Origin of the sequence: Pseudomonas sp. B2M1-30 (assembly GCF_025447575.1) — a bacterium.
Taxonomy (GTDB): domain Bacteria; phylum Pseudomonadota; class Gammaproteobacteria; order Pseudomonadales; family Pseudomonadaceae; genus Aquipseudomonas; species Aquipseudomonas botevensis.
Genome location: NZ_JAOEJT010000011.1, coordinates 172,363 through 199,028, shown reverse-complemented (window position 1 = coordinate 199,028; position 26,666 = coordinate 172,363). Strand labels below are relative to the sequence as shown.

The following is a 26,666-nucleotide window of genomic DNA, read 5'->3' as shown; positions in this document are numbered from 1 at the left end:
TGCTAAACGCAATTCAAATCCCACAGAGCTGACGCAACAACCCGGTATCCAGATGCTTCTCCACCAGATCCGCCAGCCGCTCGATATCCCGCTCGCGCAATCCGTGGTAATCCACCGTCTGCACATCGCTCAACCCCGCCCAGCGCAACAACGCCGCGCTGGCCGCCGGGAATTCGAACAAGCCATGTAGATAGGTGCCGAAAATCTGCCCGTCGAGACTCTGCGCGCCATCACAACGTCCGTCGTCCAGATGCACGGCGGCGTGCTCCAGGGCCGGCCCGGTGGTGACCCCGGCGTGAATCTCGTAGCCACTGACCTCGGCGTCTTCCAGCGCCAGCCGCCCGCGCACGTTGCGCAATTGCTTCTCGGCTTCAATCTGCGTGGCAAACGCCAGCAAGCCCAACCCGGCACTCGAACCCGGCGCGCCTTCCAGACCCAGTGGATCGTGTACCTGCTCGCCGAGCATTTGCAGGCCACCGCAAATCCCCAGCAACTTGCCGCCATAACGCAAATGGCGGCGGATGGCGGTTTCCCAACCATTGGCGCGCAAGTAGGCGAGGTCGCTGCGCACGCTTTTCGAGCCGGGCAGGATGATCAGGTCGGCCGGCGGAATCGCCTGGCCGGGGCCGATGAATTGCAGATCCACCTGCGGATGCAGGCGCAGCGGATCGAAATCGGTGTGGTTGCTGATGCGCGGCAGCACCGGCACCACCACTTTCAATACTTGTTCGGCCTTGTCGGTCTGCCGCTGGTCGATGCCGTCCTCGGCCTCCAGGTGCAGGTCCATCACATACGGCAGCACGCCGACCACCGGTTTGCCGGTGCGCTGCTCCAGCCAGTCGAGCCCCGGCTGCAGCAAAGCGATGTCGCCACGAAAACGGTTGATGATGAAGCCTTTGACCCGCGCCTGCTCGCTCGGCGACAGCAGCTCCAGCGTGCCGACCAGATGAGCGAACACGCCGCCGCGATTAATGTCGGCGATCAGCAGCACCGGACAATCCACCGCTTCGGCGAAGCCCATGTTGGCAATGTCGCCGGCACGCAGATTGATTTCTGCCGGCGAGCCCGCGCCCTCGACCATCACCAGCGGATAGGCCGCGCGGAGTCGTTCGTGGGAGGCCAATACCGCCTGCATCGCGATGGCTTTGTAGTCGTGATAGGCCACCGCGTTCATGCTGGTGACGGCACGACCGTGGATGATGACCTGGGCGCCAGTGTCGCTGTTGGGCTTGAGCAGCACCGGGTTCATGTCAGTGTGCGGTTCGAGAAGCGAAGCTTGTGCCTGCACCGCCTGCGCCCGGCCGATTTCACCGCCATCAGCGGTCACGGCGCTGTTGAGCGCCATGTTTTGCGGCTTGAAGGGCACCACGGCGACGCCCTGGCGGGTCGCCCAGCGACACAGCGCGGTCACCAGCGTGCTTTTACCGGCATCGGAGGTGGTGCCTTGCACCATCAGAGTGGTCATGCTGGATGTTCCATCAGGCAATCCTTGGCGAACGCTTGCAGGGCCAGTTCGAGGCGCGCCTCTTGCGCCGCATCGGCCGGCAAGCCGAAACGCAGGCTGCTGTTATGCACGAAGATGCGCAGGAGAATGCCGCGTCGTGCCATGAAGTCGTGCATGGCGGCGGCGTGTTCGGTGATCAGCCATTGAAACAGCGCACAGCCGCCCTGCGGCTTGAAGCCATGGCGTTCGAGCAGCAGCGCCAGACGCTCGCTGGCCTCGTCGCTGCGGATGCGTTGTCGGGTATGGCCTTCGGTGTCTTGCAGGCAGACCTGGCCGAGTACCCGGGTCGGTCCGCTCACGGCCCAAGGCCCGACCTGTTCGGCCAGCAGCCTGAGCAACTTGCGCTCGGCCAGCACGAACCCCAGCCGCACACCGGCCAGACCGAAAAACTTGCCAAACGAACGCAATACGATGAGGCCGACCTGATGGGCATGGGCGGCCAGGCTCAGATGCGGCGTGTTGTCCATGAACGCTTCATCGACCACCAGCCAGCCGCCGCGCTGGGCCAGCCGCGCATGCCAGTCGAGCAGCCGCGCCGGGGTCAGGCTCAGGCCGGTGGGATTGTTCGGATTGACCACCACCAGCACGTCGAGATTGTCGATGAAGAAATCGACTTCCTGCTCCAGGACCTCGCGCACGATGTAGCCACTGCGGCGCCAGGCTTCAGCATGTTCGGCGTAACACGGCGACAGCACGCCGACCTTGCCGGCCCGGCGCAAACGCGGCAACAACTGAATAGCCATCTGCGAACCGGCCACCGGCAGAACCTGGGAGGCGCCGTAGTAATCGCACGCGGCCTGCTCCAGGCCGTCATCGGTTTCCGGCAACCGCGCCCAGGCCCGCAACGGAATCTCCGGAACCGGGAACGGCCACGGCGCCAGGCCGCTGGAAAGGTCGAGCCAGTCCTGTTCGGCGATGCCGTACTCCAGCGCCGCCTTGCGCAGCCGGCCACCGTGCTCAAGCATAGAATTCAGCCCCCACGCAGAGAATCAGCAGCCATAACCATACGCCGCGCTGCACCAATTGCCAGCCGCGATCAATGGAATCGGCGTCCGCCGGCGCGCCCTCGCCGAGTTGTGGACGGTCATGCAGTTCGCCGTGATAAATCGCCGGGCCGCCCAGCTCCACGCCTAGCGCGCCAGCACCGGCAGCCATCACCGGACCTGCGTTCGGGCTGTCCCATTTCGGTCCCTGGCTGCGCCAGCATTTCAAGGCGAGCCGGGTTTTGCCCAGCAACGCGTAGGTCAACGCCACCAGTCGCGCAGGAATGTAGTTGAGGACATCGTCGATTTTCGCCGCCGCCCAGCCGAAGCGCTCGAAGCGTTCGTTGCGATAACCCCACATCGCGTCGAGGGTGTTGCTCAAGCGATAGAGCACCACGCCCGGCGCGCCGGCCACGACAAACCAGAACAGTGCGGCGAACACTGCATCGCTGCCGTTTTCCAGCACCGATTCAGTGGCCGCGCGGGCGACGGCAGTGCTGTCCAGTTCGCTGGTCTGGCGACTGACCAGATAGCCCACGCGCTTGCGCGCCTCTTCCAGATCATCGCCACGCAGCGCCTGGGCCACGGTCGCGACATGCTCGCCGAGACTGCGCATGCCAAGGGCGCAATACAGCGCCAGAATCTCGACCAGCCAGCCGACATAGGGCGCCCAGGACAGCGCCGTGGCGAGCAAGGTCAGCGGCAGCACCGCAATCACCCAGGCGGTCACGCCATGGCTACGCCAGCCACGCCCACCGGCGTTGAAACGTTGTTCGATGCGCCCGGCGAAATTGCCGAACGCCACCAGCGGATGCCAGCGTTTCGGTTCACCCAGCAACGCATCCAGCGCGACTGCGGCGACACTCAACAACGCCACACTCATTGACTCACTCCCCAGAAATTTTCATACAGCAACTCATTGAGCGGACGCGCCCGCGCCCACCCTTCGAGCACCAGCATCGGCGCCGGATAGAATGCCTTGACCGGTCCCAGGCACAACACCGCCAACGGCTTGGCCCCGGCTGGCAGTTTCAACAGATCGGCCAGCGCCTGCGGCTCGAACAGCGACACCCAGCCCATCCCCATACCTTCGGCACGCGCCGCCAGCCACAGGTTCTGGATCGCGCAGGACAGCGAGGCCATGTCCATTTCCGGCAGCGTGCGGCGCCCGAAAATATGTCGCTCGCGATCATCCATCAGCGCCGCGACCAGCACTTCGGCGCAGTCGTTGATGCCTTCGACCTTGAGCCTCATGAACTCGTCACTGCGCTCGCCAAGGGCCTCGGCGGTACGCACCCGCTCTTCTTCCACAAGGCTTTGAATCTGGCCACGCAGCGCACGGTCACTGATACGAATGAAGCGCCACGGCTGCATGAGGCCGACACTCGGCGCCTGGTGCGCGGCTTCGAGCAAGCGGCGCAGCAGTTCGGGTTCGACCGTGCCGCCGCTGAAGTGGCGCATGTCGCGACGTTCGGCGATGGCGCGGTAGACGGCTTCGCGCTCGTCTTCGGAGAAGGCGTTGTCTGTCATAGCCCCTTCGCGAGCGAGTCCGCTGCCATCACGGTTTCAAATACGGGAGCGGCCTCAGGATCAGGCGCCAGCAACGCGGCAATCGCCACCGGATTGGACGGGAAGTAGAAATGCACGTAGGACGCCGTCATCCGCCCGTCCCGATAAACCGCTTCGGCTCCGCGCCCGCCGTTGGGGCTGTGGCCTCGGGCGATCGGGGTCAGTTCGGTGGTGGTCAGGGAATGGTGGTAGGTGTGACCGCGCAGCTCACCTTCCGGCAACTCGACCGATTGCAGGGCCAGCGCCGCCAGGCGTTTCTGCATCACCGCCTCACCGCGCAACAGACCGACCAGCTCAGCGCGGACGCCGTCGACATCGGTCAGCGCATCGAGCAGATACAACATGCCGCCACATTCGGCGAGCAACGGCTTGCCGGCGGCGTGATGCGCACGGATCGCGTCGAGCATCGCCGTGTTCTGCGCCAGCGCGACGTGGTGCAACTCCGGATAACCGCCGGGCAGGTACAGGCTGTCCGCCTCGGGCAATTGCGTGTCACGGATCGGTGAGAAAAAGCGCAACTCGGCGCCCATCGCCCGCAGCAGATCAAGGCTCGCGCCGTAGGTGAAGGCAAACGCTTCATCCCGCGCAACAGCGATTCGTACGCCTTCGAGCAAGGGTTCGGTGACCTGCATCTCAGGTGCAGCGAATTCGACCGCCGGTGGCAGCGCTACCTCGCAACTGCTGGCGAGTGCTTCGGCCGCCGCGTCGAGGCGCAGGTCGAGGTCATTGAGTTCGCTGGCCTGCACCAGGCCGAGATGGCGGCTCGGCAGTTCGATTCCGGTTTCCCGGGACAACGCGCCGTACCAGCGCAAGCCTTCGGTGAGGCTGCCTTCGAGCAACTGCGCATGGCGCAAGGTGCCGACGCGATTGGCAAGCACGCCGGCAAACGGCAAGTCCGGCTGGTAGCGCGCCAAACCAAGAGCCAGCGCGCCAAAGGTCTGGGCCATGGCAGTGCCGTCGATCACGCCCAATACCGGCACGCCGAAATGCCGCGCCAGATCGGCGCTCGACGGCGTGCCGTCGAACAGTCCCATCACGCCTTCGATCAGGATCAGATCGGCCTCGCCGGCAGCTTCCCACAACAGGCGGCGACTTTCCTGCTCGCCGACCATCCACATGTCCAGTTGATAGACCGGCGCACCGCTGGCGCGCTCAAGGATCATCGGGTCGAGAAAGTCCGGGCCGCATTTGAACACACGAACCTTGCACCCCTGATTGCGGTGCAAACGGGCCAGCGCGGCGGTGACGGTGGTCTTGCCCTGGCCGGAGGCCGGCGCGGCGATCAACACCGCCGGGCAGTGACGTGGTGACTTCAAAGTTCGACGCCTTTCTGCGCTTTGATACCCGCCTGGAAGGCGTGCTTGATCATGCCCATCTCGGTGACGGTGTCGGCCAGCTCAATCATTTCCGGCTTGGCGGCGCGGCCCGTCACGACAACGTGCTGCATCGGCGGTCGGGCCTGCAAATCGCTGAGCACCTGATCGAGGTCGAGGTAACCGTGCTTGAGGGCAATGTTCAGTTCATCGAGCACCACCAGGCCAATGGCCGGATCGCGCAGCATCTGCCGGGACACTTCCCAGGCCGCTTCGGCGGCGGCGATGTCACGCTGGCGATCCTGGGTTTCCCAGGTGAAGCCCTCGCCCATCACATGAAAACGCACTTGCTCGGGGAAGCGGCGGAAAAACAATTCTTCGCCGGTGCTGTTGCGGCCCTTGATGAACTGCACCACGCCGCACTGCATGCCGTGGCCCATGGCGCGCGCGAGCATGCCGAACGCCGAGCTGCTCTTGCCCTTGCCGTTGCCGGTCAGCACCAGCAGCAGGCCGCATTCGTTGGGCGAATTGGCAATGCGCTCGTCGATCACGGCTTTTTTGCGCTGCATGCGCGCCAGATGACGTTCGTCACGTTCGGGGGAATCGGTCATGGGGGAGCTCTCCGTTGAGGCTGGATAACGGCGGGCAGGCACAAGAATAGACGGCAACAAGCCTGGCATCGCCCACCGTGATGCCGCTGGATGGATCAGGCCGGTCTCCGGGCTCATGAGCGGCGTCGGCCGGACTGCGCGCCTTCCCGCATCGCTGTCGGACGCAGTGGCACAAGGCGCAGTCTTCACTCATTTACCGTTGCGGGGGCAGCGCCGGGATCGGAGTCGTTCTTCGCCTGAAGACAACCCTCACCGGCTTCCCTGTTTCACTCTGTCGACATCGGTCACAGAGCACCTGAAACAAGCCGCGAAGGTTAGAGGGTTGGGGGTGGAGCGTCAATTGAAGAGGACGCCGCCGAGCGAATAACTGCCGTCGATCAATTATCTGGCGCCAATCTTGTGCCACACTGAGACAAGTGATATCAAAGAGCCACACCCTCACATCAGACAAGAACAAGGTGAGCCCCATGCAAGGCATGATCATCAGCAACCCGCGCCTGGAATTCCTGCGCCCGGTGCTGGAACGCTGGTTTGACTGTATCGACCGCTACAACACCGTGCGCGGCGACAACGACACGCCGTACTGGCACGATGAAAAAGCCAACCTCGGCCTGTTGTCCGCTGCCGCGTGGATGGCTGAGCTGGTGACACTGCGCGACACCGCCACCCGCAAACAGAACGAGGAAGGCGAGCGCAATGCCCGCACCGACCTGTTCATCGCCGGCGCCGAGGATCGCGCCTTCATTCAGGCGACGCAGCGCTGGCCGCGAGTGAACAACCTCAACCTCAGCCAGGCTTTGGCCGAGATCACCAGCGACGCCAAGCGCATCAGCTATGCCAGCGACCTGAAGCTCGGCTGCCTGTTCGTCGCGCCGCAAAAGGCCCAACACAGCGCCAGCCCCGAAGAGCTGCAAGACATGGTCGACGACCTGCAAAAGGAACACACCTGCGCCGTCGCCTGGTATTTCCCCTACGCGTACCGCAAATTGCACAGCGATGCCGGCAATTATCATCCGGGCATCGCCGTGCTGTTCAAGGAAGCGCGCGGCTGACCGGTTGAACCATCGGGCTTGCGCCCTTCTCTATGATTAAGAATGCATTCATAGGGAAGATCAGTAATGCGCAAGCCCCAGCTCGTTTTCATCATCGCCTTCGCCGGCGGACTTGCCGCGTGCGGCGAGTCGTCCAGCCTGCAAGTGTCCGACGGCACCGGCCCATCACCCAAACTGCCCGAACCGAACAAGACCCTGATCCCGACGGTGAACATCGCCCCGGCGACCGGCTGGCCGGCGGGTGGTAAACCGACAGCCGCCGCAGGCACCCAGGTGGCTGCGTTTGCCGATAACCTCGATCATCCGCGCTGGTTGTATGTGCTGCCCAACGGCGATGTACTGGTGGCGGAAACCAACGCACCGCCCAAACCGGATGACAGCAAGGGCATTCGTGGCTGGGTGATGAAAAAAGTCATGGGACGCGCGGGTGCCGGCGTGCCCAGCCCCAACCGCATCACCCTGCTGCGCGATGCCGATCACGACGGCGTCGCCGAGACCCGCACGGTATTTCTGCAAAACCTCAACTCGCCGTTCGGCATGACTCTGGTCGGCAACGATCTGTACGTCGCCGATACCGACCGCCTGCTGCGCTTCCACTACGAATCCGGCGCCACTGAAATCAAGACGCAGCCGATCAAGGTCACCGACCTTCCGGGCGGCACGCTGAATCATCACTGGACGAAAAACGTCATCGCCAGCAAGGACGGCAGCAAGCTCTATGTGACGGTGGGCTCAAACAGCAACGTCGGCGAAAACGGCCTGGATCAGGAAGAAGGTCGCGCCGCAATCTGGGAAGTCGACCGCGCCACCGGCAATCACCGGATCTTCGCCTCGGGCATCCGCAACCCCAACGGCCTGGCCTGGGAACCGCAAAGCGGCGCGCTGTGGACGGCGGTCAACGAGCGTGACGAAATCGGCAGCGACCTGGTGCCGGACTACATCACGTCGGTCAAGGATGGCGCCTTCTACGGCTGGCCGTTCAGTTACTACGGACAACACGTCGACTTGCGTGTGGAGCCTCAGAATCCGGACCTGGTCGCCAAGGCCATCGCCCCAGACTATGCCGTCGGCCCGCACACGGCATCTCTGGGCTTGACCTTCGCCGAGGGCAATCGCCTTCCGGCGCAATTCAAGGAAGGCGCCTTCATTGGCCAGCACGGCTCGTGGAACCGCAAGCCGCACAGTGGCTACAAAGTGATTTTCGTGCCCTTCGCCGGCGGCAAGCCGAACGGGAAACCGGTGGATGTGCTGACCGGTTTCCTCGACAAGGACGAAAACGCCCTGGGCCGCCCGGTGGGCGTCGTGATCGACCAGCAAGGTGGCTTGCTGGTGGCGGATGATGTGGGGAACAAGGTGTGGCGGGTGTCGGCCAGTAAGTAACGCCGACACAAACAAAATGTGGGAGCAACCTTGCTCCCACATTTGTTTTCGAAATTTGTATTAAGGGTTATGCGCCAGATGCTCCGGCTGCAGGACTCGCTTGGCGCTCAGATACGCCTTCTGCCAGTAAGCCTTGGAGAGGCTGTCCAGCTTCACCGTCCCGCCCGTGGCCGGCGCATGAACGAAGCGCCCTTCCCCGACGTAAATCCCCGCATGGCTGACCTGCGAACCGCCATTGGTGGCGAAGAAGATCAGGTCGCCGGTCTGCAAGCCTTCCTTGCCGACATTCGGTGCCTGCATGACGATCATCTCGCGGGTCGAGCGTGGCAGGCTGATGCCCGCCGCATCGCGGTAGACAAAACCGATCAGGCCACTGCAATCGAAACCCGAGTCAGGCGTGTTGCCGCCCCAGCGATAAGGTGTGCCGACCAGGCCGAGCGCGCGGAACAGCACGTCTTCGGCAGCAGGCGAAAAGGCTTGGGAGGGGCCGAACACGATCGGGGCGCGAACCACAGGCGCGGGCGGCGGAGTACGGCTGGCGCAGGCGCTGAGCAGCGCTGCGAAGAACATCAGGGCGAGGCGGGCCGACATCGTCATATGCAGAACATCCTGATCTGGCTGCGGCTTTTACTGCCGATTCGACAGAAAACAAAACCGCCTGCGTTGGGACGCAGGCGGTTTGCCATCAATATAGATCTGGATTCTAGCGGCTACGCGGCAAACTTCAAGTAAGACTTTAACTTCACCTTGTAAAGTTTGTGTCTACTGATCGCCGAAGCCCGTTTGTCGCCACGAATGCAGCGACAGCGGAAGGATTACTTGCGGGCGGTGACCACGGTCGGAGCGTTCGCCAAAGCGCGCTTGGCTTCGATGAAGGTCTTGCTCCAGTAGCTGTCACCCAGGCTATCGATGCGAACACCGCCGCTGCGACGACTGCTGGAGTGGATGAACTGGTTGTCGCCCAGGTAGATCCCGGCGTGACTGACACGGCCGCGACGACCATTGGTGGCGAAGAACAGCAGATCGCCCGGCTCGAGGTTGCTGCGCGATACCAGCGGAGCGTCCACGTTGATCATTTCGCGGGTCGAGCGCGGCAGGTTCATGCCGGCTTCTTCGCGGAACAGGTAGCCGATGAAACCGCTGCAATCGAAACCGGCTTCAGACGTACCGCCGAAACGGTAACGAGTACCGATCAGAGACATGCCGCGTTCGAGGATGCTGTCGGCCAGAACCGGAAGCTCGTAAGGCTTCTTGCCGTTGAATTCGGCAAGTTCCTTCTCGGTGTCCAGCTCTTCCTGATAAATAACGGAGGACTGGGCGGTAGCGGAATTTTTAAACTGTTGTTGCTGCTCTTGATTAACAGGTGAATGAGCAGCGCAACCGAACAACAGGGTGACGAGTGCGAGAGGCACGAGGGGTGCGAAGCGCTTTAGCATGGGCACGACCGTGGCTGATAGTTGTAAAGAAGCCGAGACTATGCCCGCTATCAGCCTCATTTGCAAATTCAATCGATCTTTTTGTGACTTTCCAGTTTCTCGTTTACATCTAAGCGCTTAAGCCTATTTGAATCGAGACGCAGCCTGTGGGAACCACGGGAAAGCGCATTTTCTGGCGCCTGAAATATGCCGGATCGTGCTGAAAGCCGCGTATTAAAGCGCTTTCACCAGCCCAGGGTTTCTTTCAGAAAGGGAATGGTCAGCTTGCGTTGAGCCTGCAAAGAGGCCTGATCGAGCTGTTCCAGCAGGTCAAAAAGCGCACTCATGCTGCGAGTGCCACGGGTCAAAATAAAATGCCCGACCTCGTCGGTCAGGTGCAGGCCGCGACGGGATGCGCGCAGTTGCAGGGCGCGCAGCTTGTCCTCATCGGAAAGCGGACGCATCTGGAAAATCAGCGCCAGGGTCAGGCGCGATTTCAAGTCAGCGAGTTTCACCGGCAGTTCACGAGGCGAGGTAGACGCGGCAATCAGCAAGCGCCGACCGCTGTCGCGCAGACGATTGAACAGGTGAAACAGCGCCTCTTCCCAATCCGCCTTGCCCGCCACGGCTTGCAGGTCGTCCAGGCAGACCAGTTCGTACTGTTCGAGGTTGTCGAGAATTTCGATGCCGCGATCCATCAGCTCGGCCAGCGGCAGATATACCGCCGGCTCACCCATCTGCTCGAAACGCAGACATGCGGCCTGCAACAGATGCGTACGCCCCACCCCATGCTTGCCCCACAGATAAATAAGGCTTTCGGTCCAACCGGCGTCGGCTTCGCAGAGACGCTCGACATAGCCGAGTGCAGCGGCATTGGCGCCTGGGTAGTAATTGATAAAGGTGGCGTCGTCACGCAGACGCACACCTAGGGGCAGCTGAATTGGTTCCATGCTGACTGGACGGTTCTCAGGGAACCGTTAGTGGCCTCTGTGTAAAGTGTGCGAAGTTTATACCCGTGAGGCGGAGCGCACAATGCGACAGACTCCAAGCAAAATCAAAGGTTTGCGTTAACCTGCTGGTTTTATGACGGTTTCTCTGACACCACGACACCCGAACCGCCTGCACGAGGCGGGCCAATTCGGTGGAATAACCGAACCGCCCGCCTGCGATACCTACAACTCGGGCTCATCCACACCGCTATAGATGTCGGAATCCTTGTACAGATCGTGGACATGACGCACCAGCACCATGATCACCGCCGCCACCGGCAACGCCAGCAACACACCGGTAAAGCCGAACAGCTCGCCACCGGCCAGAATCGCGAAGATCACCGCCACCGGATGCAGACCGATCCGGTCGCCGACCAGCAATGGCGTCAGCACCATGCCTTCCAGCGCCTGGCCGACCATGAACACCGCGACGATCCCGATCATCGGATACAACTCGCCACCGAACTGGAACAACCCGGCAATCAGCGCCGCCCCGATCCCGATCACAAACCCCATGTACGGCACGATGGCCGCCAAACCCGCAATCAGGCCGATCAACAACCCCAGTTCCAGCCCGACGATCATCAGGCCCGCCGCGTAAATCACCCCAAGCGCCAGCATCACCAGCAATTGCCCGCGCACAAACGCCCCCAGCACTTCATGACACTCACCGGCCAGTGCCACCACGCGCTCCTCGCGGTCACGGGGCAACAGGCTGCGGATCTTGGCCATCATCAGATCCCAGTCACGCAGCAGGTAGAAACTCACCACCGGGATCAGCACCAGATTCGCCAGCCAGCCGATCAGCGCAAGGCTCGAAGCGGTCGCCTGGCTCAGCACCACGCCGACGATATCAGTGGTCTGCCCCATATGTTCGCTGATCGCCGCCTTGACCTTGTCGAACTTCCAGAAACCATCCGACAGCCCCAGCTTCGACTGCGCCCACGGCAATGCGGTGTGTTGCAGCCAGTCGAGCATTTGCGGGGCAAGCTCGTACAGACGCAAAAGCTGCTTGGCGAGCATCGGCACCAGCACCAGCAGCAACGTGGTGACAATCAGCGTAAACAGCGCAAACACCGTGATCACGCCCCAGGTTCGCGACAGGCCAAGCCTTTCCAGACGATCCACCAGCGGGTCGAACAGATAGGCGAGCAGCAGCGCCACCAGAAACGGCATGAGGATCGGGTGCAGCAACCACACAAACGCGCAAAGCAGGAGCACCCCACCGAGCCAGAACCAACGCCGCGTATCGGCCATTTACCACTCCATAGCTTCTATATAAGAAAGAAAAACCTACCAGCGAAACCGCAATGCCGGCGCCGCAGGTGTCGGGGCCGGTGTAACCACCGGTGCGGCTCCGGGAGCCACAGGTTCCGGCGCAGCAGCCGGCGCCGGCGTCTCGGCCGGCAACTCCTGCAATTTCGCCAGCGACAGCTGCGCCCGCAACTGGTCGGCGCTGCCGTTGACCCGATACACGATCCGGTCGCCATCGACGCTTTGCACACGCACACCAAACGGTTCGAGCATGCGCAACAGTGCCGCGTAATGCTCCAGATTCATGCCCTGCACTTCCAGGGTCTGCTGCCCCGATGCGCCGGGCTTGGCGACAAACCGTGGCGCCAGACGCTCGGCAACCGCGAGCATCACCGCATCGGCGACCGCCGCCTGATCGGCGCCCTGCACGCTGCCGGCCTCCTTTTGATCCCCCAGCCACAGATGCCACTTGGCCTGCCACTGGCCGCTCTCTTCACGGGCATGCACCGTCAGCAAGGCGTCAGCGTTGTAGCGCTCGGAAGCCGCCCGCAACGGCGCCGGATCGGTGCCTTCCAGGGTCGGCGCAGTGGCCACCAACTGTTCGCTCAGATCTGCCAGCGGCAAGTGCAGTGGCAACCCACGGTGCTGGGCAGCTCGGCGCAACGCTGCCGCGCTGGCCTGGCCGTCGCCGACCAGGCTTGAGCCCTCGGCGGAATCGTTCAGCCACCAGCTCAGGATCGACGGCCGATTGCCGCCCCACAACGCCAGTCCGGCGCGGCGCAAGGCCTGCTCGGTGGTGCCCGGATCGAAATCGACTTTCAGCACTTCCGGCGGCCCGGCATCAAAGCCGTACTGGCTGATGATCTGCTGCGGATCCTTGCGAATCGCCGCCAGCCCAGGGTTTTGCGGAGCTTTCGGGTCGCCGGTCAGACGCAGCACCAGGGTGTCCAGCGCCGCTTGCGTGGCTCGGTCACGCTCTTCCGGCGCCTGGCCCGTGACCGGTTGCCGCACTTGATACAGACCTTTGAGGTTTTCCGCGTGACTGGCAAGACTTGCCAGCGACAAACAACCCACAAACAGCAATTTACAAAAACGCATGGAGAATTCCCGTCGACAAGAGCGGCTGGAACAGGCCGCGTGAACCGGTTGAGCAAGCCTGTGACCACAGGCCATTGCAAAACATTCACACGCGGGCGGTAAGTTTTTGCTCTTCCTAAAGATAGACGGCTTCCTTATACAGGCACCCGTGATGTCACCTACAGCGACAATTGCAAAAAAATTCCGGCGATATGCCCCTGCCCGTCGGCGTGAGGATGGCCGCTGCCCCTCAAGCCTGATAAAATCGCGCGCCTTCGCAGACCGGCAACAGCCGGGCACCTCGAAACTCGCGTGAGGCAATCGCCCCCGTCGGTTCCGGCGTCCCCGCTGGACTCGGTCGTTACCCCTGAATCCCCTCCCCTAAAGGCCTGGATCATGAGCAAGCAACCCTCCCTGAGCTACAAGGACGCCGGTGTAGACATCGACGCCGGTGAAGCATTGGTCGAACGCATCAAGAGCGTCGCCAAGCGCACTGCGCGCCCGGAAGTCATGGGCGGCCTGGGCGGTTTCGGCGCCCTCTGCGAAATCCCGGCCGGCTACAAGCAGCCAGTGCTGGTTTCCGGCACTGACGGCGTCGGCACCAAGCTGCGCCTGGCGCTGAACCTGAACAAGCACGACAGCATCGGCCAGGACCTGGTCGCCATGTGCGTCAACGATCTGGTGGTGTGCGGCGCCGAACCGCTGTTCTTCCTCGACTACTACGCCACCGGCAAACTGAACGTCGACGTGGCCGCCACCGTGGTCACCGGCATCGGTGCAGGCTGCGAACTGGCTGGCTGCTCGCTGGTCGGCGGCGAAACCGCTGAAATGCCTGGCATGTACGAAGGCGAAGACTACGACCTGGCCGGCTTCTGCGTCGGCGTCGTGGAAAAAGCGGAAATCATCGACGGCTCCAAGGTTGCCACCGGTGATGCCCTGATCGCCCTGCCATCCTCCGGCCCGCACTCCAACGGCTACTCGCTGATCCGCAAGATCATCGAAGTGTCCGGCGCCGACATCGAAACCGTTCAGCTCGACGGCAAGCCGCTGACCGAACTGCTGATGGCCCCGACCCGTATCTACGTGAAGCCGCTGCTCAAGCTGATCAAGGACACCGGCGCGGTCAAGGCCATGGCCCACATCACCGGTGGCGGTCTGCTGGACAACATCCCGCGCGTGCTGCCAAAAGGCGCTCAAGCCGTGGTTGACGTCGCCAGCTGGAACCGTCCGGCCGTGTTCGACTGGCTGCAAGAGAAAGGCAACGTCGACGAAACCGAGATGCACCGCGTACTGAACTGCGGCGTGGGCATGGTGATCTGCGTGGCTCAGGAACACGTCGAAACCGCGCTGAACACCTTGCGTGATGCCGGCGAGCAGCCTTGGGTCATCGGCCAGATCGCAGCAGCCGCCGAAGGCGCTGCGCAGGTCGAGCTGAAAAACCTCAAGGCTCACTGATGCCAAATACCTGTGATGTCGTGGTGCTGCTGTCCGGCACCGGCAGTAACTTGCAGGCCCTGATCGACAGCACGCGGACCGGCGACAGCCCGGTTCGCATCGCTGCGGTGATTTCCAACCGCGCCGACGCCTACGGCCTGCAACGCGCCAGCGAGGCGGGTATCGCCACCCGCTCGCTGGATCACAAGGCATTCGAAGGTCGCGAGGCCTTCGATGCCGCACTGATCGAACTGATCGACGAATTCCATCCCAAACTCGTGGTCCTGGCCGGGTTCATGCGCATCCTCAGCGCTGACTTCGTTCGCCACTACCAGGGTCGCCTGCTTAACATCCACCCGTCGCTGCTGCCCAAATACAAAGGGTTACACACTCATCAGCGCGCGCTGGAGGCCGGCGACGCCGAGCACGGCTGCTCCGTACACTTCGTCACCGAGGAACTCGATGGCGGACCACTGGTCGTACAGGCAGTAATACCGGTAGAGTTGCACGATTCGCCGCAGAGTCTGGCGCAACGGGTTCACGTTCAGGAACACCTGATCTACCCGCTGGCCGTACGCTGGTTTGCCGAAGGACGGCTGATCCTCGGCGAACAAGGTGCTTTACTGGATGGCCAGTTACTCGCGGCCAGCGGCCACTTGATTCGAAACTAGGAGATATTATGCGTCGCGCCCTGCTCTTCGCTTGCGCTCTGCTTGCCCTGCCTTTCGCGCAGGCGGCAGATCTTCAACCGTTCTCCGCCAGCTACACCGCCGACTGGAAGCAGTTGCCCATGAGCGGCACCGCCTCGCGCAGCCTGACCAAGGAAGCCAACGGCGTCTGGAAACTCAGCTTCAAAGCCTCGATGATGATCGCCAGCCTGTCCGAGGAAAGCACCCTGACCCTCGACAAGGACACCTTGCTGCCGCAGTCCTACCACTTCGAACGTGGCGGCCTGGGCAAGGCGAAAAAGGCGGATCTGGATTTCGACTGGAACAGCAAAATGGTCACCGGCACCGACCGTGGCGATGCGGTGAAGGTCCCGCTGAATCGCGGCATGGTCGACAAGTCCACCTACCAGCTCGCGCTGCAGCATGACGTGGCGGCCGGCAAGAAGACCATGAGCTATCAGGTCGTTGATGGCGGCGAAGTCGATACCTATGACTTCCGTGTACTGGGCTCGGAGAAAGTTGAAACCAAGGCTGGCCAGATCGAAGCGATCAAGGTCGAGCGCGTGCGCGATCCGACACAAAGCAAACGCATCACCGTCCTGTGGTTCGCCAAGGATTGGGATTACCTGCTGGTGCGCCTGCAACAGGTCGAAACCGACGGCAAGGAGTACAACATCATGCTCCTGGACGGCACGGTCAACGGGAAAACCGTTAAAGGCAGTTGATCTGCTGCGATATCGAGAAGCCCCGCATTTGCGGGGCTTTTTTTCGTCTGCGGTTCGACGCAGGTTCTACGTGTTTTGTTTAGGCAGGCTCCCGACTCACACCGAAAACTTCGCCACCATACTGTTCAAATCCACCGCCAGCCGCGACAGCTCCTGGCTCGCTGCACTGGTCTGATTGGCCCCGGCCGAGGTCTGCATGGCCAGATCACGGATATTCATCAGATTGCGGTCAACTTCCCGCGCCACCGCCGCCTGTTCTTCCGAGGCGCTGGCGATCACCAGGTTGCGTTCGTTGATCAAGGTAAACGCCGAGGCAATTTCCTCCAGCGCCACCCCGGCGGCTTTCGCCAACTCCAGAGTAGACCGCGCGCGGACGTTGCTTTGCTGCATCGAGCTGACCGCCGAATCGGTGCCCTGCTGGATGCCGCCGATCATCTGCTCGATTTCCCGGGTCGATTGCTGGGTGCGATGAGCCAACGCCCGAACCTCATCGGCCACCACCGCAAAACCGCGCCCGGCATCACCGGCACGGGCAGCCTCGATCGCCGCGTTCAACGCCAGCAGATTGGTCTGCTCGGCAATCGAGCGAATCACCTCCAGCACTTTGCTGATACCGTAGACCTTTTGCGCCAGATCCTCGACCTGGCTCGCATTGGCGGTGACATCGTCGGCCAGCAACTCGATGGACGACACCGTCTGCTGCACCTGCTCGCGACCATGCTGGGCAATGCGATCCGACTCGCGCGACGCCTCGGAGGTCGCCACGGCGTTGCTCGCCACTTCCTCCACGGCCGCCGTCATCTGGTTCACCGCCGTGGCCGCCTGCTCGATCTCCAGGCTCTGCTGATGCAGCCCGCGCGTAGCGTCTTCGGTGACGCAACTCAGCTCTTCGGAAGCCGAGGCCAACTGGCTGGAGGATTCGGAGATCCGCCGGATGGTGTCGCGCAGGCTGTGTTGCATGCTCTTGAGCGCATGCAGCAGTCGCGCCGGCTCATCCGTGCCGATGATGCGGATATCGCCGGTCAGGTCGCCGCCCGCCACCACCTCGGCGACCCCCAGCGATTGCGCCAGCGGCACCACGATGCTGCGAGTCAGCAGCAGCGCCAGGCCAATGGTGATCAGCGCGGTAAGGCCGATCATCACCCCGACCCACACCCGAGAATTGATGAACACCAGCCGCGCCGCTTCAGTGGCAAGGTTGGCGTTGTGCTTGTTCAGTTCCACCAGTTCGCGCATGGTGACCGCGATCTCATCGGCCAGCGGGTTCATCTGCCCATTGAGAATCGCCGCTGCCTCATCAACCTTGCCCTGCGCGGACAAGACCATGACCTGCGCCTGAAGCTCCAGATACTTATGCTCGGCAACCTTGAAGCGATCAAACAGCGCACGCTCCTCGGGCAGCACGATCAACACATCGTAGCGCTGCTGCGCCTCGCTCAGCACACCACGCAGTTCGTTGAGCTTGGCAACGTTCTGATCGAGGGCTTGCTGATCGCGATTGAGCAACAGACGCATGGTCAGCGCTCGCAGCCGCAGCATGTCCTGACTCATTTCACCGACCGCCATCACGCTGGGCAGCCAGTTGTTGTCGACCTCATCGGACTGCGCGCGCATGTTGGACATCTGCAACAGGGCGAACGCGCCGAGGGCAAACACCATCAGCGCCAGCAGGCCGAACCCCATGCCGGCACGAGGGGCAATATTGAGACTACGGATGCTCATTGCTCTGGTTCCTTCCAAAAGCGCTGCATCAACCCTGCAGCTGGTTGCTTTAGAAGGTATCGGCCCTGAGAAAAAATGCGTAAGACCAAAAGGTGATATCAAAAGGCCTTACTACTTCGAACCCTCGGCATTAACGATTCAGCGTCGTTTTCTCGGACTTGGGCACTGATCGCGGCAAGATCGATAACGTCAGACGAAACACCGACACAATTAATCTCCGGCAGACAGGCATAGGCTAGACCCTACCTGACCATCAGGATTCGTCCTTGCAGGAAAGTGGAACGCGCCTCTGTGGGAATGCTCTATAACTGCAAGGTCTTTTTTGATCGAATGACTTTTCCTACTGCTTGTGAGGTTCCCATGACCGTTACCGTCAATACCGTCTCCGCTGAAGGCTATCGTCACACCGTACAAATCGATGACCACGAATTGTTTGCCGACGCGCCGCTTGCCGCCGGCGGCGAAGGCTCGGCACCCGAGCCGCACGATTACTTCGACGCCGCGCTCGGTGCCTGCAAGGCCCTGACCCTGAAGATCTACGCGAAGAAGAAAGACATCCCGCTGACCGGCGTGGGCGTCGAGGTCAAACGCGACAACAGCCAGGAACAGAAAGGCAAATACGCCCTGCACGTCACACTGACCCTCAAAGGCGTGCTCACCGACGCCCAGCGCGAGGAGTTGCTGCGCGTTGCCGACCGTTGCCCGATTCACAAACTGATGACCACCAGCGAAGTCACCATCGAAACCCACGCCCCACAAGGCTTCGACAGCCAGTAATCACCACGACGCCTCTGGCGGGTTATGCTCCGCGCATCACCCGCCCCGCCTGGAATACCCCATGGACAGCCAACCCCTGATCATCCGCCCGCGCGCCGAAGACGTCGAAGGCCAGCCGATCCTGCGCCCTCTGCCGTCAGCCAAATGCCGCAATGTCGGGCCTTTCGTGTTTTTCGACCACATGCTCGAAACGGTTTATCCGACGGGCAAAGGCATGAACATCCGACAGCATCCGCACATAGGTCTGTCGACCCTCACCTATTTGTTTGAAGGACAGATCCAGCACAAGGACAGCCTGGGTTCGGATCAGGTGGTCAATGCCGGCGACGTCAGCTGGATGACCGCCGGCAGCGCCATCGCCCATGTCGAGCGCACACCCGAAGCCTTGTGGGAGCGCAGCTTTACGATGCATGGCTTGCAGATCTGGCTGGCCTCGCCAAAAGATCACGAGCAAGGCCCCGGGCATTACAGCCATCACCCGGCCGCGACCTTGCCGGTCAGCGATAACCTCGGCGTGCAGATCCGGATGATTGCCGGGTCAGGCTTTTGCCTGGAATCGCCGGTGCCGGTGCTTTCTCCCACGCTGTACGCAGAATTGAAGATGCAGACCGCGACCACCCTGCTGATCCCCACCGAACATGAGGAACGGGCGTTGTATGTGTTGAGCGGCGACGTGCAACTGAACGGCGAGACGGTGGAGCCCCATGCACTGGTGGTATTGCCTGCCGGGGAAGAGATGACGCTGTTTGCCGACAGCGATACGCATGCCGTACTGTTCGGCGGCGCGCCACTGGACGGGCCACGGCGGATCAACTGGAATTTTGTCGCGAGCGATCCGGCGGCGATCGATGAGGCGCGGCGAAAATGGGCGGCCGGGGATTGGCCGACGGTGCCGGGGGAAGTCGAGCGCATCGAGCTACCCCGTTAAACCGCTACCCTCCCCCCGGAGGGAGAGGGAGCCGACCGAAGTGTCTTGCGCCATCTATCGACCTGAAAGACCCATTCGATAATGGATTCTCAGGTCAACGCAGTTCCCGAGCAACCCATGGTCAGTCCCCTCTCCCTCCGGGAGAGGGTCAGGGTGAGGGGCTTTTACCTTGGCTTCAGGGCCATCAGCCCTTGAACACCTCGTCCAGCAAGTCATGCATCGATTTGAATGCCCGCGCCGCCGTCTTCGCGTCGTACATCATCTTGCCCGGCACATTGGCATGCGGATCAGTGAACGAATGCACCGCGCCGCCGTAGCTCAGCAATTGCCAATCCACGCCCGCCGCATTCATTTCCTCTTCGAATGCCGGCAGTTGCTCTTTTGGCACCAGCGGGTCGGAAGCGCCATGCAGTACCAGCACCGAGCCCTTGATATTCTTCGCATCCGCCGGGTTCGGTGAATCCAGCGTGCCATGGAACGACACCGCCGCTTTCACCGGCGCACCGGTACGGGCCAGATCCAGCGCACAGCAACCGCCGAAGCAGAAACCGAATACCGCCAGTTTCGACATATCGACCGCCGCTTCTCCTTGCGCCTGCAACTGCTCGAACGAAGCCTGCATCCGCTTGCGCAACAAGGCCCGGTCATTCTTCAGCGGCATCATTGCCGCACCAGCCTGATCGGCATTCTGTGGCCGTACCGCTTGACCATAGATGTCGGCAATCAACACCACATAGCCCTTGGCCGCCACCGACTTGGCAATATCTTCCGCGCCGGCACTGACACCCATCCAGTTCGGTGCCATCAGCAGCCCTGGTCGAGCACCTTTGTGATCGGCGTCGAACGCCAAACGGCCTTCATATGGCTGGCCATCAATCTGATAGACCACCGAACGTACAGTGACTTGGCTCATTTCTGACTCCTGAATTGTTCAATACCAGAATGAAAAAACCCGCCGAAGCGGGTTTTTCTACAACGTGATCAAGCGGACAGTTCAACCAGCAGCTTGTTCAGGCGGCGCACATAGGCCGCCGGATCCTTCAAGCTGTCGCCGGCCGCCAGGGCCGCCTGGTCGAAAAGGATGTGCGACAGTTCGCCGAAACGCTCTTCGCTGGACTCGTTGTCGAGCTTCTCGATCAACGGATGGCTCGGGTTGAATTCGAAGATCGGCTTCGAATCCGGCACCTTCTGCCCGCTCGCCTCGAGAATCTGGCGCATCTGCAGACCCAGATCCTGCTCGCCGATCGCCAGAATTGCCGGCGAATCGGTCAGACGATGGGAAACCCGGACTTCCGCCACGGACTCGCCCAGCGCGGTTTTCAGACGCTCGACCAGCGCTTCCTTGGACTTGGCGACTTCTTCTGCGGCCTTCTTGTCCTCTTCCGAGTCCAGGTTGCCCAGATCGAGGTCACCACGGGCCACGTCGACGAAGCTCTTGCCGTCGAACTCGCTGAGGTAGCTCATCAGCCACTCGTCGATGCGGTCGGTCAGCAGCAGCACTTCGATGCCTTTCTTGCGGAAGACTTCCAGGTGCGGACTGTTCTTGACCTGCGCGTAGGTTTCGCCGGTGAGGTAGTAAATTTTGTCCTGACCTTCCTTGGCGCGAGCCAGGTAGTCGGCCAGACCGACGATCTGCTCGTCGTCGGTGCCATTGGTCGATGCGAAACGCAGCAGACCGGCGATCTTTTCCTTGTTGGCGAAATCTTCCGCCGGGCCTTCTTTCATGACCTGACCGAAGTTCTTCCAGAAGCCCTTGTATTGCTCAGGCTCGTTCTTCGCCAGTTTTTCCAGCATGTCCAGCACGCGCTTGGTCAGCGCCGACTTCATCGAGTCGATGATCGGGTCTTTCTGCAGGATTTCCCGCGACACGTTCAGCGACAGGTCGTTGGAATCGACCACACCCTTGATGAAACGCAGGTACAGCGGCAGGAACGACTCGGCCTGATCCATCACGAACACGCGCTGCACATACAGCTTCAGGCCTTTCGGCGCTTCACGCTGGTACAGATCGAACGGCGCACGGGCCGGCACGTACAGCAACGAGTTGTACTCGAGCTTGCCTTCAACCTTGTTGTGGCTCCAGGCCAGCGGGTTTTCGAAGTCGTGGGCGATGTGCTTGTAGAACTCCTGGTATTCCTCATCCTTCACGTCGGTGCGAGGACGGGTCCACAGGGCGCTGGCGCGGTTGACGGTTTCCCACTCAACGGCTGGTTGCTCTTCGCCCTCGGCTGCGGCGGCTTCTTTCGGCAACTCGATCGGCAGAGCGATGTGGTCGGAGTACTTCTTGACGATATTGCGCAGGCGCCAGCCATCGGCGAATTCGTCTTCGCCGGACTTCAGGTGCAGGACGATGCGCGTACCGCGCTCGGCCTTGTCGATGGTGGCGACCTCAAACTCGCCCTCGCCTTTCGACGACCAGTGCACGCCTTCGCTGGCAGCGGCGCCGGCACGACGGCTGTAGACGTCAACCTTGTCGGCGACAATGAACGCGGAGTAGAAACCTACGCCGAACTGACCGATCAGGTGCGAATCCTTCTTCTGATCGCCGGACAGGTTTTTCATGAAGTCGGCAGTGCCGGATTTGGCGATGGTCCCCAGGTGGGTGATCACATCGTCGCGGTTCATGCCGATACCGTTGTCTTCGAGGGTGACGGTCTTGGCGTCCTTGTCGAAGCTCACACGGATTTTCAGTTCAGCGCCACCTTCGAGCAACTCAGGCTTGGCCAGGGCTTCGAAGCGCAGCTTGTCGACGGCGTCAGAGGCGTTGGAGATCAATTCGCGAAGGAAGATTTCCTTGTTGGAATACAGCGAATGGATCATGAGGTGCAGCAGTTGCTTCACCTCGGTCTGGAAGCCCAGGGTTTCCTTTTGAGTTTCCACACTCATGGTCATCAAACTCCAATCAGATGGCATTGGCCGCGACCCAGATGGTCTGCGGCGGGTTGTCATCTGAGTTGGGGGCGGTGTTCAGGATTTCAAGGGCTCATCGATTTTGAAGTGCGCGCGGGCAGTGGCAATAGGCTCGCCTTCGGTGGTCTGCCAGGCCGTGATCGCGACGTTCGCCACCCGCCGCCCCTGACGGCACACTTGGCACTTGGCCCAGGTGTCGCGAAACTGCCCGGCACGCAGGTAATCCAGGGAGAAATCGATGATCTTCGGTACGCCCGGCGCGCCGGTGAAGATCAGCAGATGGAGGGCGGCGGCCAGTTCCATGAACCCGGCGATCACCCCGCCATGGATCGCCGGCAATATCGGGTTACCAATGTTGTCCTTGTTCGCCGGCAGCTTGAACAGCAAATCATCACCGACCCGCGAACACTCGACGCCAATCAGCCCGGCGTAGGGGATCAGCGCCAGCAGCGGCGCGTAATCACCCTTCTCGTGCGCGGCTTGCAGTTGCTGCTTGAGATCGTCACTCATTGGCCATCTCCCTTGATCACGCCGCCAAACCCCTTGGTGCCCTTGAGTCCCTTGCCCATGCGCATGAACGTGCCGACCGCATGGGCGATCGGGCGTTCGGGGTCGTCCTGGTAGGCAAAGCCACGGGCGAAGATCACGTCGGTGGTGACCCGATAGCATTGCGCGAAACCGAACACATCCTTGTGCGGCTCGGCGGCGTGCATGTAGTCGATGCGCAGGTCGAGGGTCGGGCAAACCTCGAATTCCGGCAGAACGCACAGGGTCGACATGCCACAAGCGGTATCCATCAGCGACGTCAGGGCGCCACCGTGGATGACACCGGTCTGCGGATTGCCAACGATTTTTGCGCTGTACGGCAGGACTACGGTCAACCCGTCATTGCTGGCGCTGTGGACGCGCAAACCCAGCACCTGACAATGACGCAACGCCGAAAGAAATCGTATCGCACGCTCAAAAATGGGGTTTTCGGCCATTTGATGATTACTCGTATTAGTCGCTGTTTGCGGTAGTGGAGAGAACAGCAAAAGTTCCATTGCAAAACAAACTTATATATCTGTGAGAAATGAGGAACTTAACCCTTGGCGTCGCGCTCTTAAGGCCAGTAGTTATTTTCCATAAGGAGAAACACCCCATGCGTAAGACTTTAGCTATTGCCTTGATGTTGACCGCTTCCCTCGGTCTCGCCGCCTGCGATAAAAAATCCGAGGACAAAGCTCAAGATGCCAACCAACATGCTGAACAAGCTCAGCAGAAAATGAATGAGGCTCAGGATAAAGTGAACGACGCGGCGAAAGAAAACGCCGAAGCCGCCAAAGATCAGGCCGAATCGAACGCTGCCGCGCAAGAAGAAGCCGCCAAGAAGCAATAAGTCGCTTCTCGCTGCAATAAAAGAAAACCCGCCAAGTGCGGGTTTTCTTTTGCCTGTCAATTTTCGGTGATACGCCATTAGAGCACTAAGGTTCTAAAAGTCGGACTAATCATCAGTAACAAGCTGCACACTAACCCGACCAGCCAGACCAGGCTGCGCTGCCAGGCCAGATCAGCCCAGTAACACAACAAGTAGATGATTCGCGCAATCACAAAGATGATTGCCAGAGTATCGATCAACCACCCCGCCGTCTGTGTGGTGTGCGCCATCAGCACACCGACCGCAAACAGAATGAACGCTTCGATGCTGTTCTGATGTGCGGCCAGCGCCCGGGCGCCAAACCCGGTCAATTGCGCCTGCTGCTGACGCGGCAAATGGTTGTTGTAACCACCCTGCTCCTTCATCGCTCGAGCCACCGGCATACGCGCGATGTAAATCAACAATGCACTGATAAACACACACCAGAACGGAATACTCATCAAGCAGCCTCTTTGTTCGCTTCGGGCAACGGCGCCTCTGTAGGGGTATAGACCATTACATCCAGAACATCGGAATGAAACTCCCGGCGATACAAAACCAGCACCACGCCGGCGCTCATCAACATGAACAGCCACGGGCTGACGAACCACGCCAGCATGCTCATGCCGAAGTAATAGGAACGCAGGCCGAAGTTGAACTGATTGGCCGCCATCGAAATCACCCTTGCGGCCCGCGAAGCGAACGCCTTGCGCTCCTGTTCGGAGACTTGCCGCTCACCGATCATCGGCGCCGAACCGACCAGAATGGCCGCGAAGTTGTACTGGCGCATGCACCAACTGAACGTGAAGAAGGCGTAGACGAACACCAGCGCCAGGCACAGCAGCTTGATTTCCGACATGCCTTGGGAGGCCTGCTGCACCATCGGAATGTCCGCCAGCAACGACACCGCGCGCTCGGATGCGCCGAGGACGGTGAGAATGCCGGCAAGAATGATCAAAGTGCTGGACGCGAAGAACGAGGCATTACGTTCAAGATTGCCGATCACGCTGGCGTCGGCGATGCGGTTGTCCCGCAGCAGCATGCGGCGCATCCAGTCTTCTCGGTACAAATGCAGCACACTGGCCAGGCAAGCCGTGTCGCGGCCCTTCCAGGTGGCATAACGGGTGTAACCGCCCCAGCAGATGACAAACCAGACAGCGGCGAGCAAGTGGATCAGGTTGGCTTGGATGAACGACATGCAATTCCTTGTGATGAAGATTTCGGCACCCCTTCGACGTTAGCTCAGGGAAAAAGACACTGCCTCACGCCCATAAAAAATGCCCCGCATCGATTGATACGGGGCATTTCTGTTTAATCGCTCCAGACCCGCTTTTGGCAGGTCGGTCAGCGTTCGTTACGCCAGGGCTTCGCTGCGCTTGCCCAGCAGACGATCGCACACGAAGGCGACCGCCAGGGTCATGACCGACGGCACCAGCCACGCCAGGCCCTGCTCGCTCAGTGGCAGGTGTGCCAGTTGCGACGGCATCCAGTCGGCCAGACCGGCGCCTTTGAGGGCGTCGATGGTGCCGAACAGGAACGACACCAGCATCACCGGGCCGATGATGCGGCCTTGTTCATGCCAGAAGTCCTTGCAGAAGCTCAGAGCCACCAGAACGATGCATGGCGGGTAGATCGCGGTCAGGACCGGAATCGAGAACGCGATCAGCTTGGTCAGGCCCAGGTTGGACACCAGCAGCGAGAACGCCGCCAGGATGATCACCAGGGTCTTGTAGGACAGCGGCAGCACGCGGCTGAAGTATTCGGCGCAGGCGCAGGTCAGACCGACCGCCGTCACCAGGCACGCCAGGGAAATCAGCACCGCGAGGAAACCACTGCCCAACGAGCCGAAGGTGTGTTGCACATAAGCATGCAGCACCGCCGCGCCGTTGGTGGCGCCGGCCGCGACTTCATGGCTGCCGGAACCGAGGCGGAACAGGCTGACATACACCAGCGCCAGACCGACACCGGCAATCAGACCGGCAATGATCGCGTAGCGGGTAATCAGCGCCGGTGACTCGACGCCACGGGAGCGGATCGCGTTGACGATGACGATGCCGAACACCAGTGCGCCCAGGGTATCCATGGTCAGGTAACCATTGATGAAGCCCTGGGAGAACGGCGCAGCGACGTACTCAGGCGTTGCGACACCGATATCACCGGCCGGCAGCGCGAACGCGGCGATGCCGAGTACCGCCAGGGCAATGATCTTCAGCGGCGCGAGGAAACGCCCCACGGTGTCCAGCAGACGGCCCGGATAGAGCGAAATGAAGAACACCAGCAGGAAGTACACCGAGCTATAGAGGAACAGCGCCAGCGGGCTCTCGCCGGTCAGCGGCGCCAGGCCCACTTCGAACGATACGGTCGCGGTACGCGGAGTGGCGAACAGCGGTCCGACCGCCAGGTAGCAGGCGGCAGCCAGCAGACCACCGGCGATCTTGCCGATCGGGCTGCTCAGGGTGTCCATCGCGCCACCGACCTTGGCCAGCGCGACGACGGTGATCACCGGCAGACCGACGGCGGTGATCAGGAAGCCCAGCGCCGCCATCCAGACATTGGGTCCGGACTGCAAACCGACGATAGGCGGGAAGATGATGTTGCCGGCCCCGACGAACAGGGCAAATGTCATGAAACCAAGTGCCAGGATGTCCTGACCTTTCAAAACTTTCATTAAGGAAATACCACACTACTGAATCGGAATTTAGAGGGGGATTTCCCTGTGGGGTTAGGGAAATGCTGTCAGTCCGTTTGGGACTGACCCGTTTAGCGCGTTGCCTGCCTTGTGGGCCGCAGACGCAAAAATGGCTGCTAGCCTAACGAATTTGCCCGACAAACGCACTGTTTGAGGGCGAACTATCCGATACGCGACATTCCTGTGTCGCGTTTTTGTATGAAAACCAGCGACAAGTGACAAGTTCCAGGCCGCAAGCTTTGCGTTGCAACAGTCCGCCTGAAGCTTGCA

At 61.2% G+C, this 26,666-nt stretch carries 28 protein-coding genes and 1 riboswitch; of the genes, 9 read left to right on the top strand and 19 right to left on the bottom strand.

Annotation, left to right across the window (positions count from 1 at the left end):
• Positions 1-13 precede the first annotated feature (13 nt).
• From N8H74_RS21125 to cobO, 6 genes are read right to left on the bottom strand one after another with little or no spacing between them, the layout of a single operon-like run.
• Positions 14-1,465: a cobyric acid synthase gene (locus N8H74_RS21125; protein ID WP_262149989.1), complete on the bottom strand. Its 1,452-nt coding sequence runs from the start codon at positions 1,463-1,465 to the stop codon at positions 14-16.
• Entirely contained in the window at positions 1,462-2,469 is a 1,008-nt protein-coding gene (gene cobD / locus N8H74_RS21120) for a threonine-phosphate decarboxylase CobD (RefSeq protein WP_262149987.1), read from the bottom strand. The genes N8H74_RS21125 and cobD overlap by 4 nt, the downstream gene beginning before the upstream one ends.
• Positions 2,462-3,370 carry an adenosylcobinamide-phosphate synthase CbiB gene (gene cbiB / locus N8H74_RS21115; protein WP_262149985.1) on the bottom strand — a complete coding sequence of 303 codons (909 nt, stop codon included), beginning with the start codon at positions 3,368-3,370 and terminating at the stop codon, positions 2,462-2,464. The genes cobD and cbiB overlap by 8 nt, the downstream gene beginning before the upstream one ends.
• Positions 3,367-4,017: a 5,6-dimethylbenzimidazole synthase gene (bluB, locus tag N8H74_RS21110; protein ID WP_262149982.1), complete on the bottom strand. Its 651-nt coding sequence runs from the start codon at positions 4,015-4,017 to the stop codon at positions 3,367-3,369. The genes cbiB and bluB overlap by 4 nt, the downstream gene beginning before the upstream one ends.
• The gene (locus tag N8H74_RS21105; RefSeq protein WP_262149980.1) at positions 4,014-5,372 is read right to left on the bottom strand and encodes a cobyrinate a,c-diamide synthase; all 1,359 of its coding nucleotides are present in this window, start codon (positions 5,370-5,372) and stop codon (positions 4,014-4,016) included. Before N8H74_RS21105 ends, bluB begins: the two co-directional genes overlap by 4 nt.
• A complete protein-coding gene (gene cobO, locus N8H74_RS21100; protein WP_217832095.1) occupies positions 5,369-5,980 on the bottom strand; it encodes a cob(I)yrinic acid a,c-diamide adenosyltransferase in 612 nt (203 codons plus the stop codon). The genes N8H74_RS21105 and cobO overlap by 4 nt, the downstream gene beginning before the upstream one ends.
• Before the next feature lie 80 nt (positions 5,981-6,060).
• A riboswitch (cobalamin riboswitch) is annotated at positions 6,061-6,294 on the bottom strand.
• A 153-nt stretch (positions 6,295-6,447) separates the two neighbouring features.
• On the opposite strand from cobO, the gene N8H74_RS21095 reads away from it, so the two are divergent.
• Entirely contained in the window at positions 6,448-7,032 is a 585-nt protein-coding gene (locus tag N8H74_RS21095) for a hypothetical protein (protein WP_262149978.1), read from the top strand.
• A gap of 66 nt (positions 7,033-7,098) precedes the next feature.
• The gene (locus N8H74_RS21090) at positions 7,099-8,412 is read left to right on the top strand and encodes a sorbosone dehydrogenase family protein (RefSeq protein WP_262149976.1); all 1,314 of its coding nucleotides are present in this window, start codon (positions 7,099-7,101) and stop codon (positions 8,410-8,412) included.
• A 60-nt stretch (positions 8,413-8,472) separates the two neighbouring features.
• Here N8H74_RS21090 and N8H74_RS21085 read toward each other — a convergent pair whose 3' ends face one another.
• The 5 genes from N8H74_RS21085 to N8H74_RS21065 form a co-directional block, all read right to left on the bottom strand.
• The gene (locus tag N8H74_RS21085) at positions 8,473-9,009 is read right to left on the bottom strand and encodes a C40 family peptidase (RefSeq protein WP_217832101.1); all 537 of its coding nucleotides are present in this window, start codon (positions 9,007-9,009) and stop codon (positions 8,473-8,475) included.
• Positions 9,010-9,227: 218 nt separating this feature from the next.
• Positions 9,228-9,848 carry an NlpC/P60 family protein gene (locus N8H74_RS21080; protein ID WP_262149974.1) on the bottom strand — a complete coding sequence of 207 codons (621 nt, stop codon included), beginning with the start codon at positions 9,846-9,848 and terminating at the stop codon, positions 9,228-9,230.
• A gap of 224 nt (positions 9,849-10,072) precedes the next feature.
• A complete protein-coding gene (gene hda / locus N8H74_RS21075; RefSeq protein WP_217832104.1) occupies positions 10,073-10,777 on the bottom strand; it encodes a DnaA regulatory inactivator Hda in 705 nt (234 codons plus the stop codon).
• 222 nt (positions 10,778-10,999) lie between these two features.
• Positions 11,000-12,073 (bottom strand): AI-2E family transporter, encoded by a 1,074-nt coding sequence (locus tag N8H74_RS21070; protein WP_217832106.1) that lies wholly within the window; start codon positions 12,071-12,073, stop codon positions 11,000-11,002.
• 36 nt (positions 12,074-12,109) lie between these two features.
• Positions 12,110-13,168 (bottom strand): DUF2066 domain-containing protein, encoded by a 1,059-nt coding sequence (locus N8H74_RS21065; RefSeq protein ID WP_262149971.1) that lies wholly within the window; start codon positions 13,166-13,168, stop codon positions 12,110-12,112.
• Between the two features lie 375 nt (positions 13,169-13,543).
• Between N8H74_RS21065 and purM the strand changes: the two genes are divergently transcribed.
• Genes purM through N8H74_RS21050 form a run of 3 tightly spaced genes read left to right on the top strand, consistent with a single transcriptional unit; the run spans position 13,544 to position 15,974 of the window.
• The gene (gene purM / locus N8H74_RS21060) at positions 13,544-14,602 is read left to right on the top strand and encodes a phosphoribosylformylglycinamidine cyclo-ligase (protein WP_262149969.1); all 1,059 of its coding nucleotides are present in this window, start codon (positions 13,544-13,546) and stop codon (positions 14,600-14,602) included.
• Positions 14,602-15,252 carry a phosphoribosylglycinamide formyltransferase gene (purN, locus tag N8H74_RS21055; RefSeq protein ID WP_262149967.1) on the top strand — a complete coding sequence of 217 codons (651 nt, stop codon included), beginning with the start codon at positions 14,602-14,604 and terminating at the stop codon, positions 15,250-15,252. The genes purM and purN overlap by 1 nt, the downstream gene beginning before the upstream one ends.
• A gap of 8 nt (positions 15,253-15,260) precedes the next feature.
• Positions 15,261-15,974: a DUF3108 domain-containing protein gene (locus N8H74_RS21050; protein WP_217832113.1), complete on the top strand. Its 714-nt coding sequence runs from the start codon at positions 15,261-15,263 to the stop codon at positions 15,972-15,974.
• Between the two features lie 96 nt (positions 15,975-16,070).
• On the opposite strand, the gene N8H74_RS21045 is transcribed toward N8H74_RS21050, so the two are convergent.
• Positions 16,071-17,696: a methyl-accepting chemotaxis protein gene (locus tag N8H74_RS21045; protein ID WP_262149964.1), complete on the bottom strand. Its 1,626-nt coding sequence runs from the start codon at positions 17,694-17,696 to the stop codon at positions 16,071-16,073.
• Between N8H74_RS21045 and N8H74_RS21040 the strand changes: the two genes are divergently transcribed.
• The 3 genes from N8H74_RS21040 to N8H74_RS21030 all read left to right on the top strand — a co-directional run bounded on the left by N8H74_RS21040 (position 17,689) and on the right by N8H74_RS21030 (position 19,401).
• Positions 17,689-17,865 (top strand): hypothetical protein, encoded by a 177-nt coding sequence (locus N8H74_RS21040; protein WP_262149962.1) that lies wholly within the window; start codon positions 17,689-17,691, stop codon positions 17,863-17,865. The two genes, N8H74_RS21045 and N8H74_RS21040, sit on opposite strands and share 8 nt — an antisense overlap.
• A 191-nt stretch (positions 17,866-18,056) precedes the next feature.
• Complete coding sequence (locus N8H74_RS21035) at positions 18,057-18,473, top strand: OsmC family protein (protein WP_217832118.1); 417 nt, start codon at positions 18,057-18,059, stop codon at positions 18,471-18,473.
• Between the two features lie 61 nt (positions 18,474-18,534).
• Complete coding sequence (locus N8H74_RS21030) at positions 18,535-19,401, top strand: pirin family protein (protein WP_262149959.1); 867 nt, start codon at positions 18,535-18,537, stop codon at positions 19,399-19,401.
• 184 nt (positions 19,402-19,585) lie between these two features.
• On the opposite strand, the gene N8H74_RS21025 is transcribed toward N8H74_RS21030, so the two are convergent.
• From N8H74_RS21025 to N8H74_RS21010, 4 genes are all read right to left on the bottom strand, one after another.
• Entirely contained in the window at positions 19,586-20,314 is a 729-nt protein-coding gene (locus tag N8H74_RS21025) for a dienelactone hydrolase family protein (RefSeq protein WP_217832122.1), read from the bottom strand.
• A gap of 68 nt (positions 20,315-20,382) precedes the next feature.
• A complete protein-coding gene (gene htpG / locus N8H74_RS21020; protein WP_217832123.1) occupies positions 20,383-22,287 on the bottom strand; it encodes a molecular chaperone HtpG in 1,905 nt (634 codons plus the stop codon).
• A gap of 81 nt (positions 22,288-22,368) precedes the next feature.
• The gene (locus N8H74_RS21015; RefSeq protein ID WP_217832125.1) at positions 22,369-22,821 is read right to left on the bottom strand and encodes a PaaI family thioesterase; all 453 of its coding nucleotides are present in this window, start codon (positions 22,819-22,821) and stop codon (positions 22,369-22,371) included.
• Positions 22,818-23,294, bottom strand: a complete 477-nt coding sequence (locus N8H74_RS21010; RefSeq protein ID WP_262149956.1) for a PaaI family thioesterase — start codon at positions 23,292-23,294, stop codon at positions 22,818-22,820. Before N8H74_RS21010 ends, N8H74_RS21015 begins: the two co-directional genes overlap by 4 nt.
• A gap of 158 nt (positions 23,295-23,452) precedes the next feature.
• On the opposite strand from N8H74_RS21010, the gene N8H74_RS21005 reads away from it, so the two are divergent.
• Positions 23,453-23,689 (top strand): hypothetical protein, encoded by a 237-nt coding sequence (locus tag N8H74_RS21005; RefSeq protein WP_011333123.1) that lies wholly within the window; start codon positions 23,453-23,455, stop codon positions 23,687-23,689.
• A 77-nt stretch (positions 23,690-23,766) separates the two neighbouring features.
• Here N8H74_RS21005 and N8H74_RS21000 read toward each other — a convergent pair whose 3' ends face one another.
• The 3 genes from N8H74_RS21000 to brnQ all read right to left on the bottom strand — a co-directional run bounded on the left by N8H74_RS21000 (position 23,767) and on the right by brnQ (position 26,375).
• Positions 23,767-24,168 carry an MAPEG family protein gene (locus N8H74_RS21000; protein WP_217832128.1) on the bottom strand — a complete coding sequence of 134 codons (402 nt, stop codon included), beginning with the start codon at positions 24,166-24,168 and terminating at the stop codon, positions 23,767-23,769.
• Positions 24,168-24,905 carry a DUF599 family protein gene (locus N8H74_RS20995; RefSeq protein WP_217832130.1) on the bottom strand — a complete coding sequence of 246 codons (738 nt, stop codon included), beginning with the start codon at positions 24,903-24,905 and terminating at the stop codon, positions 24,168-24,170. The genes N8H74_RS21000 and N8H74_RS20995 overlap by 1 nt, the downstream gene beginning before the upstream one ends.
• A gap of 156 nt (positions 24,906-25,061) precedes the next feature.
• Positions 25,062-26,375 (bottom strand): branched-chain amino acid transport system II carrier protein, encoded by a 1,314-nt coding sequence (brnQ, locus tag N8H74_RS20990; RefSeq protein WP_262149952.1) that lies wholly within the window; start codon positions 26,373-26,375, stop codon positions 25,062-25,064.
• Between the last annotated feature and the right edge of the window lie 291 nt (positions 26,376-26,666).

What these genes read in the sequence shown, in the direction of transcription:
- N8H74_RS21125 (WP_262149989.1), bottom strand. Translation starts at nt 1,465, where the DNA reads ATGACCACTCTGATGGTGCAAGGCACCACCTCCGATGCCGGTAAAAGC.
- cobD (WP_262149987.1), bottom strand. Translation starts at nt 2,469, where the DNA reads ATGCTTGAGCACGGTGGCCGGCTGCGCAAGGCGGCGCTGGAGTACGGC.
- cbiB (WP_262149985.1), bottom strand. Translation starts at nt 3,370, where the DNA reads ATGAGTGTGGCGTTGTTGAGTGTCGCCGCAGTCGCGCTGGATGCGTTG.
- bluB (WP_262149982.1), bottom strand. Translation starts at nt 4,017, where the DNA reads ATGACAGACAACGCCTTCTCCGAAGACGAGCGCGAAGCCGTCTACCGC.
- cobO (WP_217832095.1), bottom strand. Translation starts at nt 5,980, where the DNA reads ATGACCGATTCCCCCGAACGTGACGAACGTCATCTGGCGCGCATGCAG.
- N8H74_RS21095 (WP_262149978.1), top strand. Translation starts at nt 6,448, where the DNA reads ATGCAAGGCATGATCATCAGCAACCCGCGCCTGGAATTCCTGCGCCCG.
- N8H74_RS21090 (WP_262149976.1), top strand. Translation starts at nt 7,099, where the DNA reads ATGCGCAAGCCCCAGCTCGTTTTCATCATCGCCTTCGCCGGCGGACTT.
- N8H74_RS21085 (WP_217832101.1), bottom strand. Translation starts at nt 9,009, where the DNA reads ATGACGATGTCGGCCCGCCTCGCCCTGATGTTCTTCGCAGCGCTGCTC.
- N8H74_RS21080 (WP_262149974.1), bottom strand. Translation starts at nt 9,848, where the DNA reads ATGCTAAAGCGCTTCGCACCCCTCGTGCCTCTCGCACTCGTCACCCTG.
- hda (WP_217832104.1), bottom strand. Translation starts at nt 10,777, where the DNA reads ATGGAACCAATTCAGCTGCCCCTAGGTGTGCGTCTGCGTGACGACGCC.
- N8H74_RS21070 (WP_217832106.1), bottom strand. Translation starts at nt 12,073, where the DNA reads ATGGCCGATACGCGGCGTTGGTTCTGGCTCGGTGGGGTGCTCCTGCTT.
- N8H74_RS21065 (WP_262149971.1), bottom strand. Translation starts at nt 13,168, where the DNA reads ATGCGTTTTTGTAAATTGCTGTTTGTGGGTTGTTTGTCGCTGGCAAGT.
- purM (WP_262149969.1), top strand. Translation starts at nt 13,544, where the DNA reads ATGAGCAAGCAACCCTCCCTGAGCTACAAGGACGCCGGTGTAGACATC.
- purN (WP_262149967.1), top strand. Translation starts at nt 14,602, where the DNA reads ATGCCAAATACCTGTGATGTCGTGGTGCTGCTGTCCGGCACCGGCAGT.
- N8H74_RS21050 (WP_217832113.1), top strand. Translation starts at nt 15,261, where the DNA reads ATGCGTCGCGCCCTGCTCTTCGCTTGCGCTCTGCTTGCCCTGCCTTTC.
- N8H74_RS21040 (WP_262149962.1), top strand. Translation starts at nt 17,689, where the DNA reads ATGCTCATTGCTCTGGTTCCTTCCAAAAGCGCTGCATCAACCCTGCAG.
- N8H74_RS21045 (WP_262149964.1), bottom strand. Translation starts at nt 17,696, where the DNA reads ATGAGCATCCGTAGTCTCAATATTGCCCCTCGTGCCGGCATGGGGTTC.
- N8H74_RS21035 (WP_217832118.1), top strand. Translation starts at nt 18,057, where the DNA reads ATGACCGTTACCGTCAATACCGTCTCCGCTGAAGGCTATCGTCACACC.
- N8H74_RS21030 (WP_262149959.1), top strand. Translation starts at nt 18,535, where the DNA reads ATGGACAGCCAACCCCTGATCATCCGCCCGCGCGCCGAAGACGTCGAA.
- N8H74_RS21025 (WP_217832122.1), bottom strand. Translation starts at nt 20,314, where the DNA reads ATGAGCCAAGTCACTGTACGTTCGGTGGTCTATCAGATTGATGGCCAG.
- htpG (WP_217832123.1), bottom strand. Translation starts at nt 22,287, where the DNA reads ATGAGTGTGGAAACTCAAAAGGAAACCCTGGGCTTCCAGACCGAGGTG.
- N8H74_RS21015 (WP_217832125.1), bottom strand. Translation starts at nt 22,821, where the DNA reads ATGAGTGACGATCTCAAGCAGCAACTGCAAGCCGCGCACGAGAAGGGT.
- N8H74_RS21010 (WP_262149956.1), bottom strand. Translation starts at nt 23,294, where the DNA reads ATGGCCGAAAACCCCATTTTTGAGCGTGCGATACGATTTCTTTCGGCG.
- N8H74_RS21005 (WP_011333123.1), top strand. Translation starts at nt 23,453, where the DNA reads ATGCGTAAGACTTTAGCTATTGCCTTGATGTTGACCGCTTCCCTCGGT.
- N8H74_RS21000 (WP_217832128.1), bottom strand. Translation starts at nt 24,168, where the DNA reads ATGAGTATTCCGTTCTGGTGTGTGTTTATCAGTGCATTGTTGATTTAC.
- N8H74_RS20995 (WP_217832130.1), bottom strand. Translation starts at nt 24,905, where the DNA reads ATGTCGTTCATCCAAGCCAACCTGATCCACTTGCTCGCCGCTGTCTGG.
- brnQ (WP_262149952.1), bottom strand. Translation starts at nt 26,375, where the DNA reads ATGAAAGTTTTGAAAGGTCAGGACATCCTGGCACTTGGTTTCATGACA.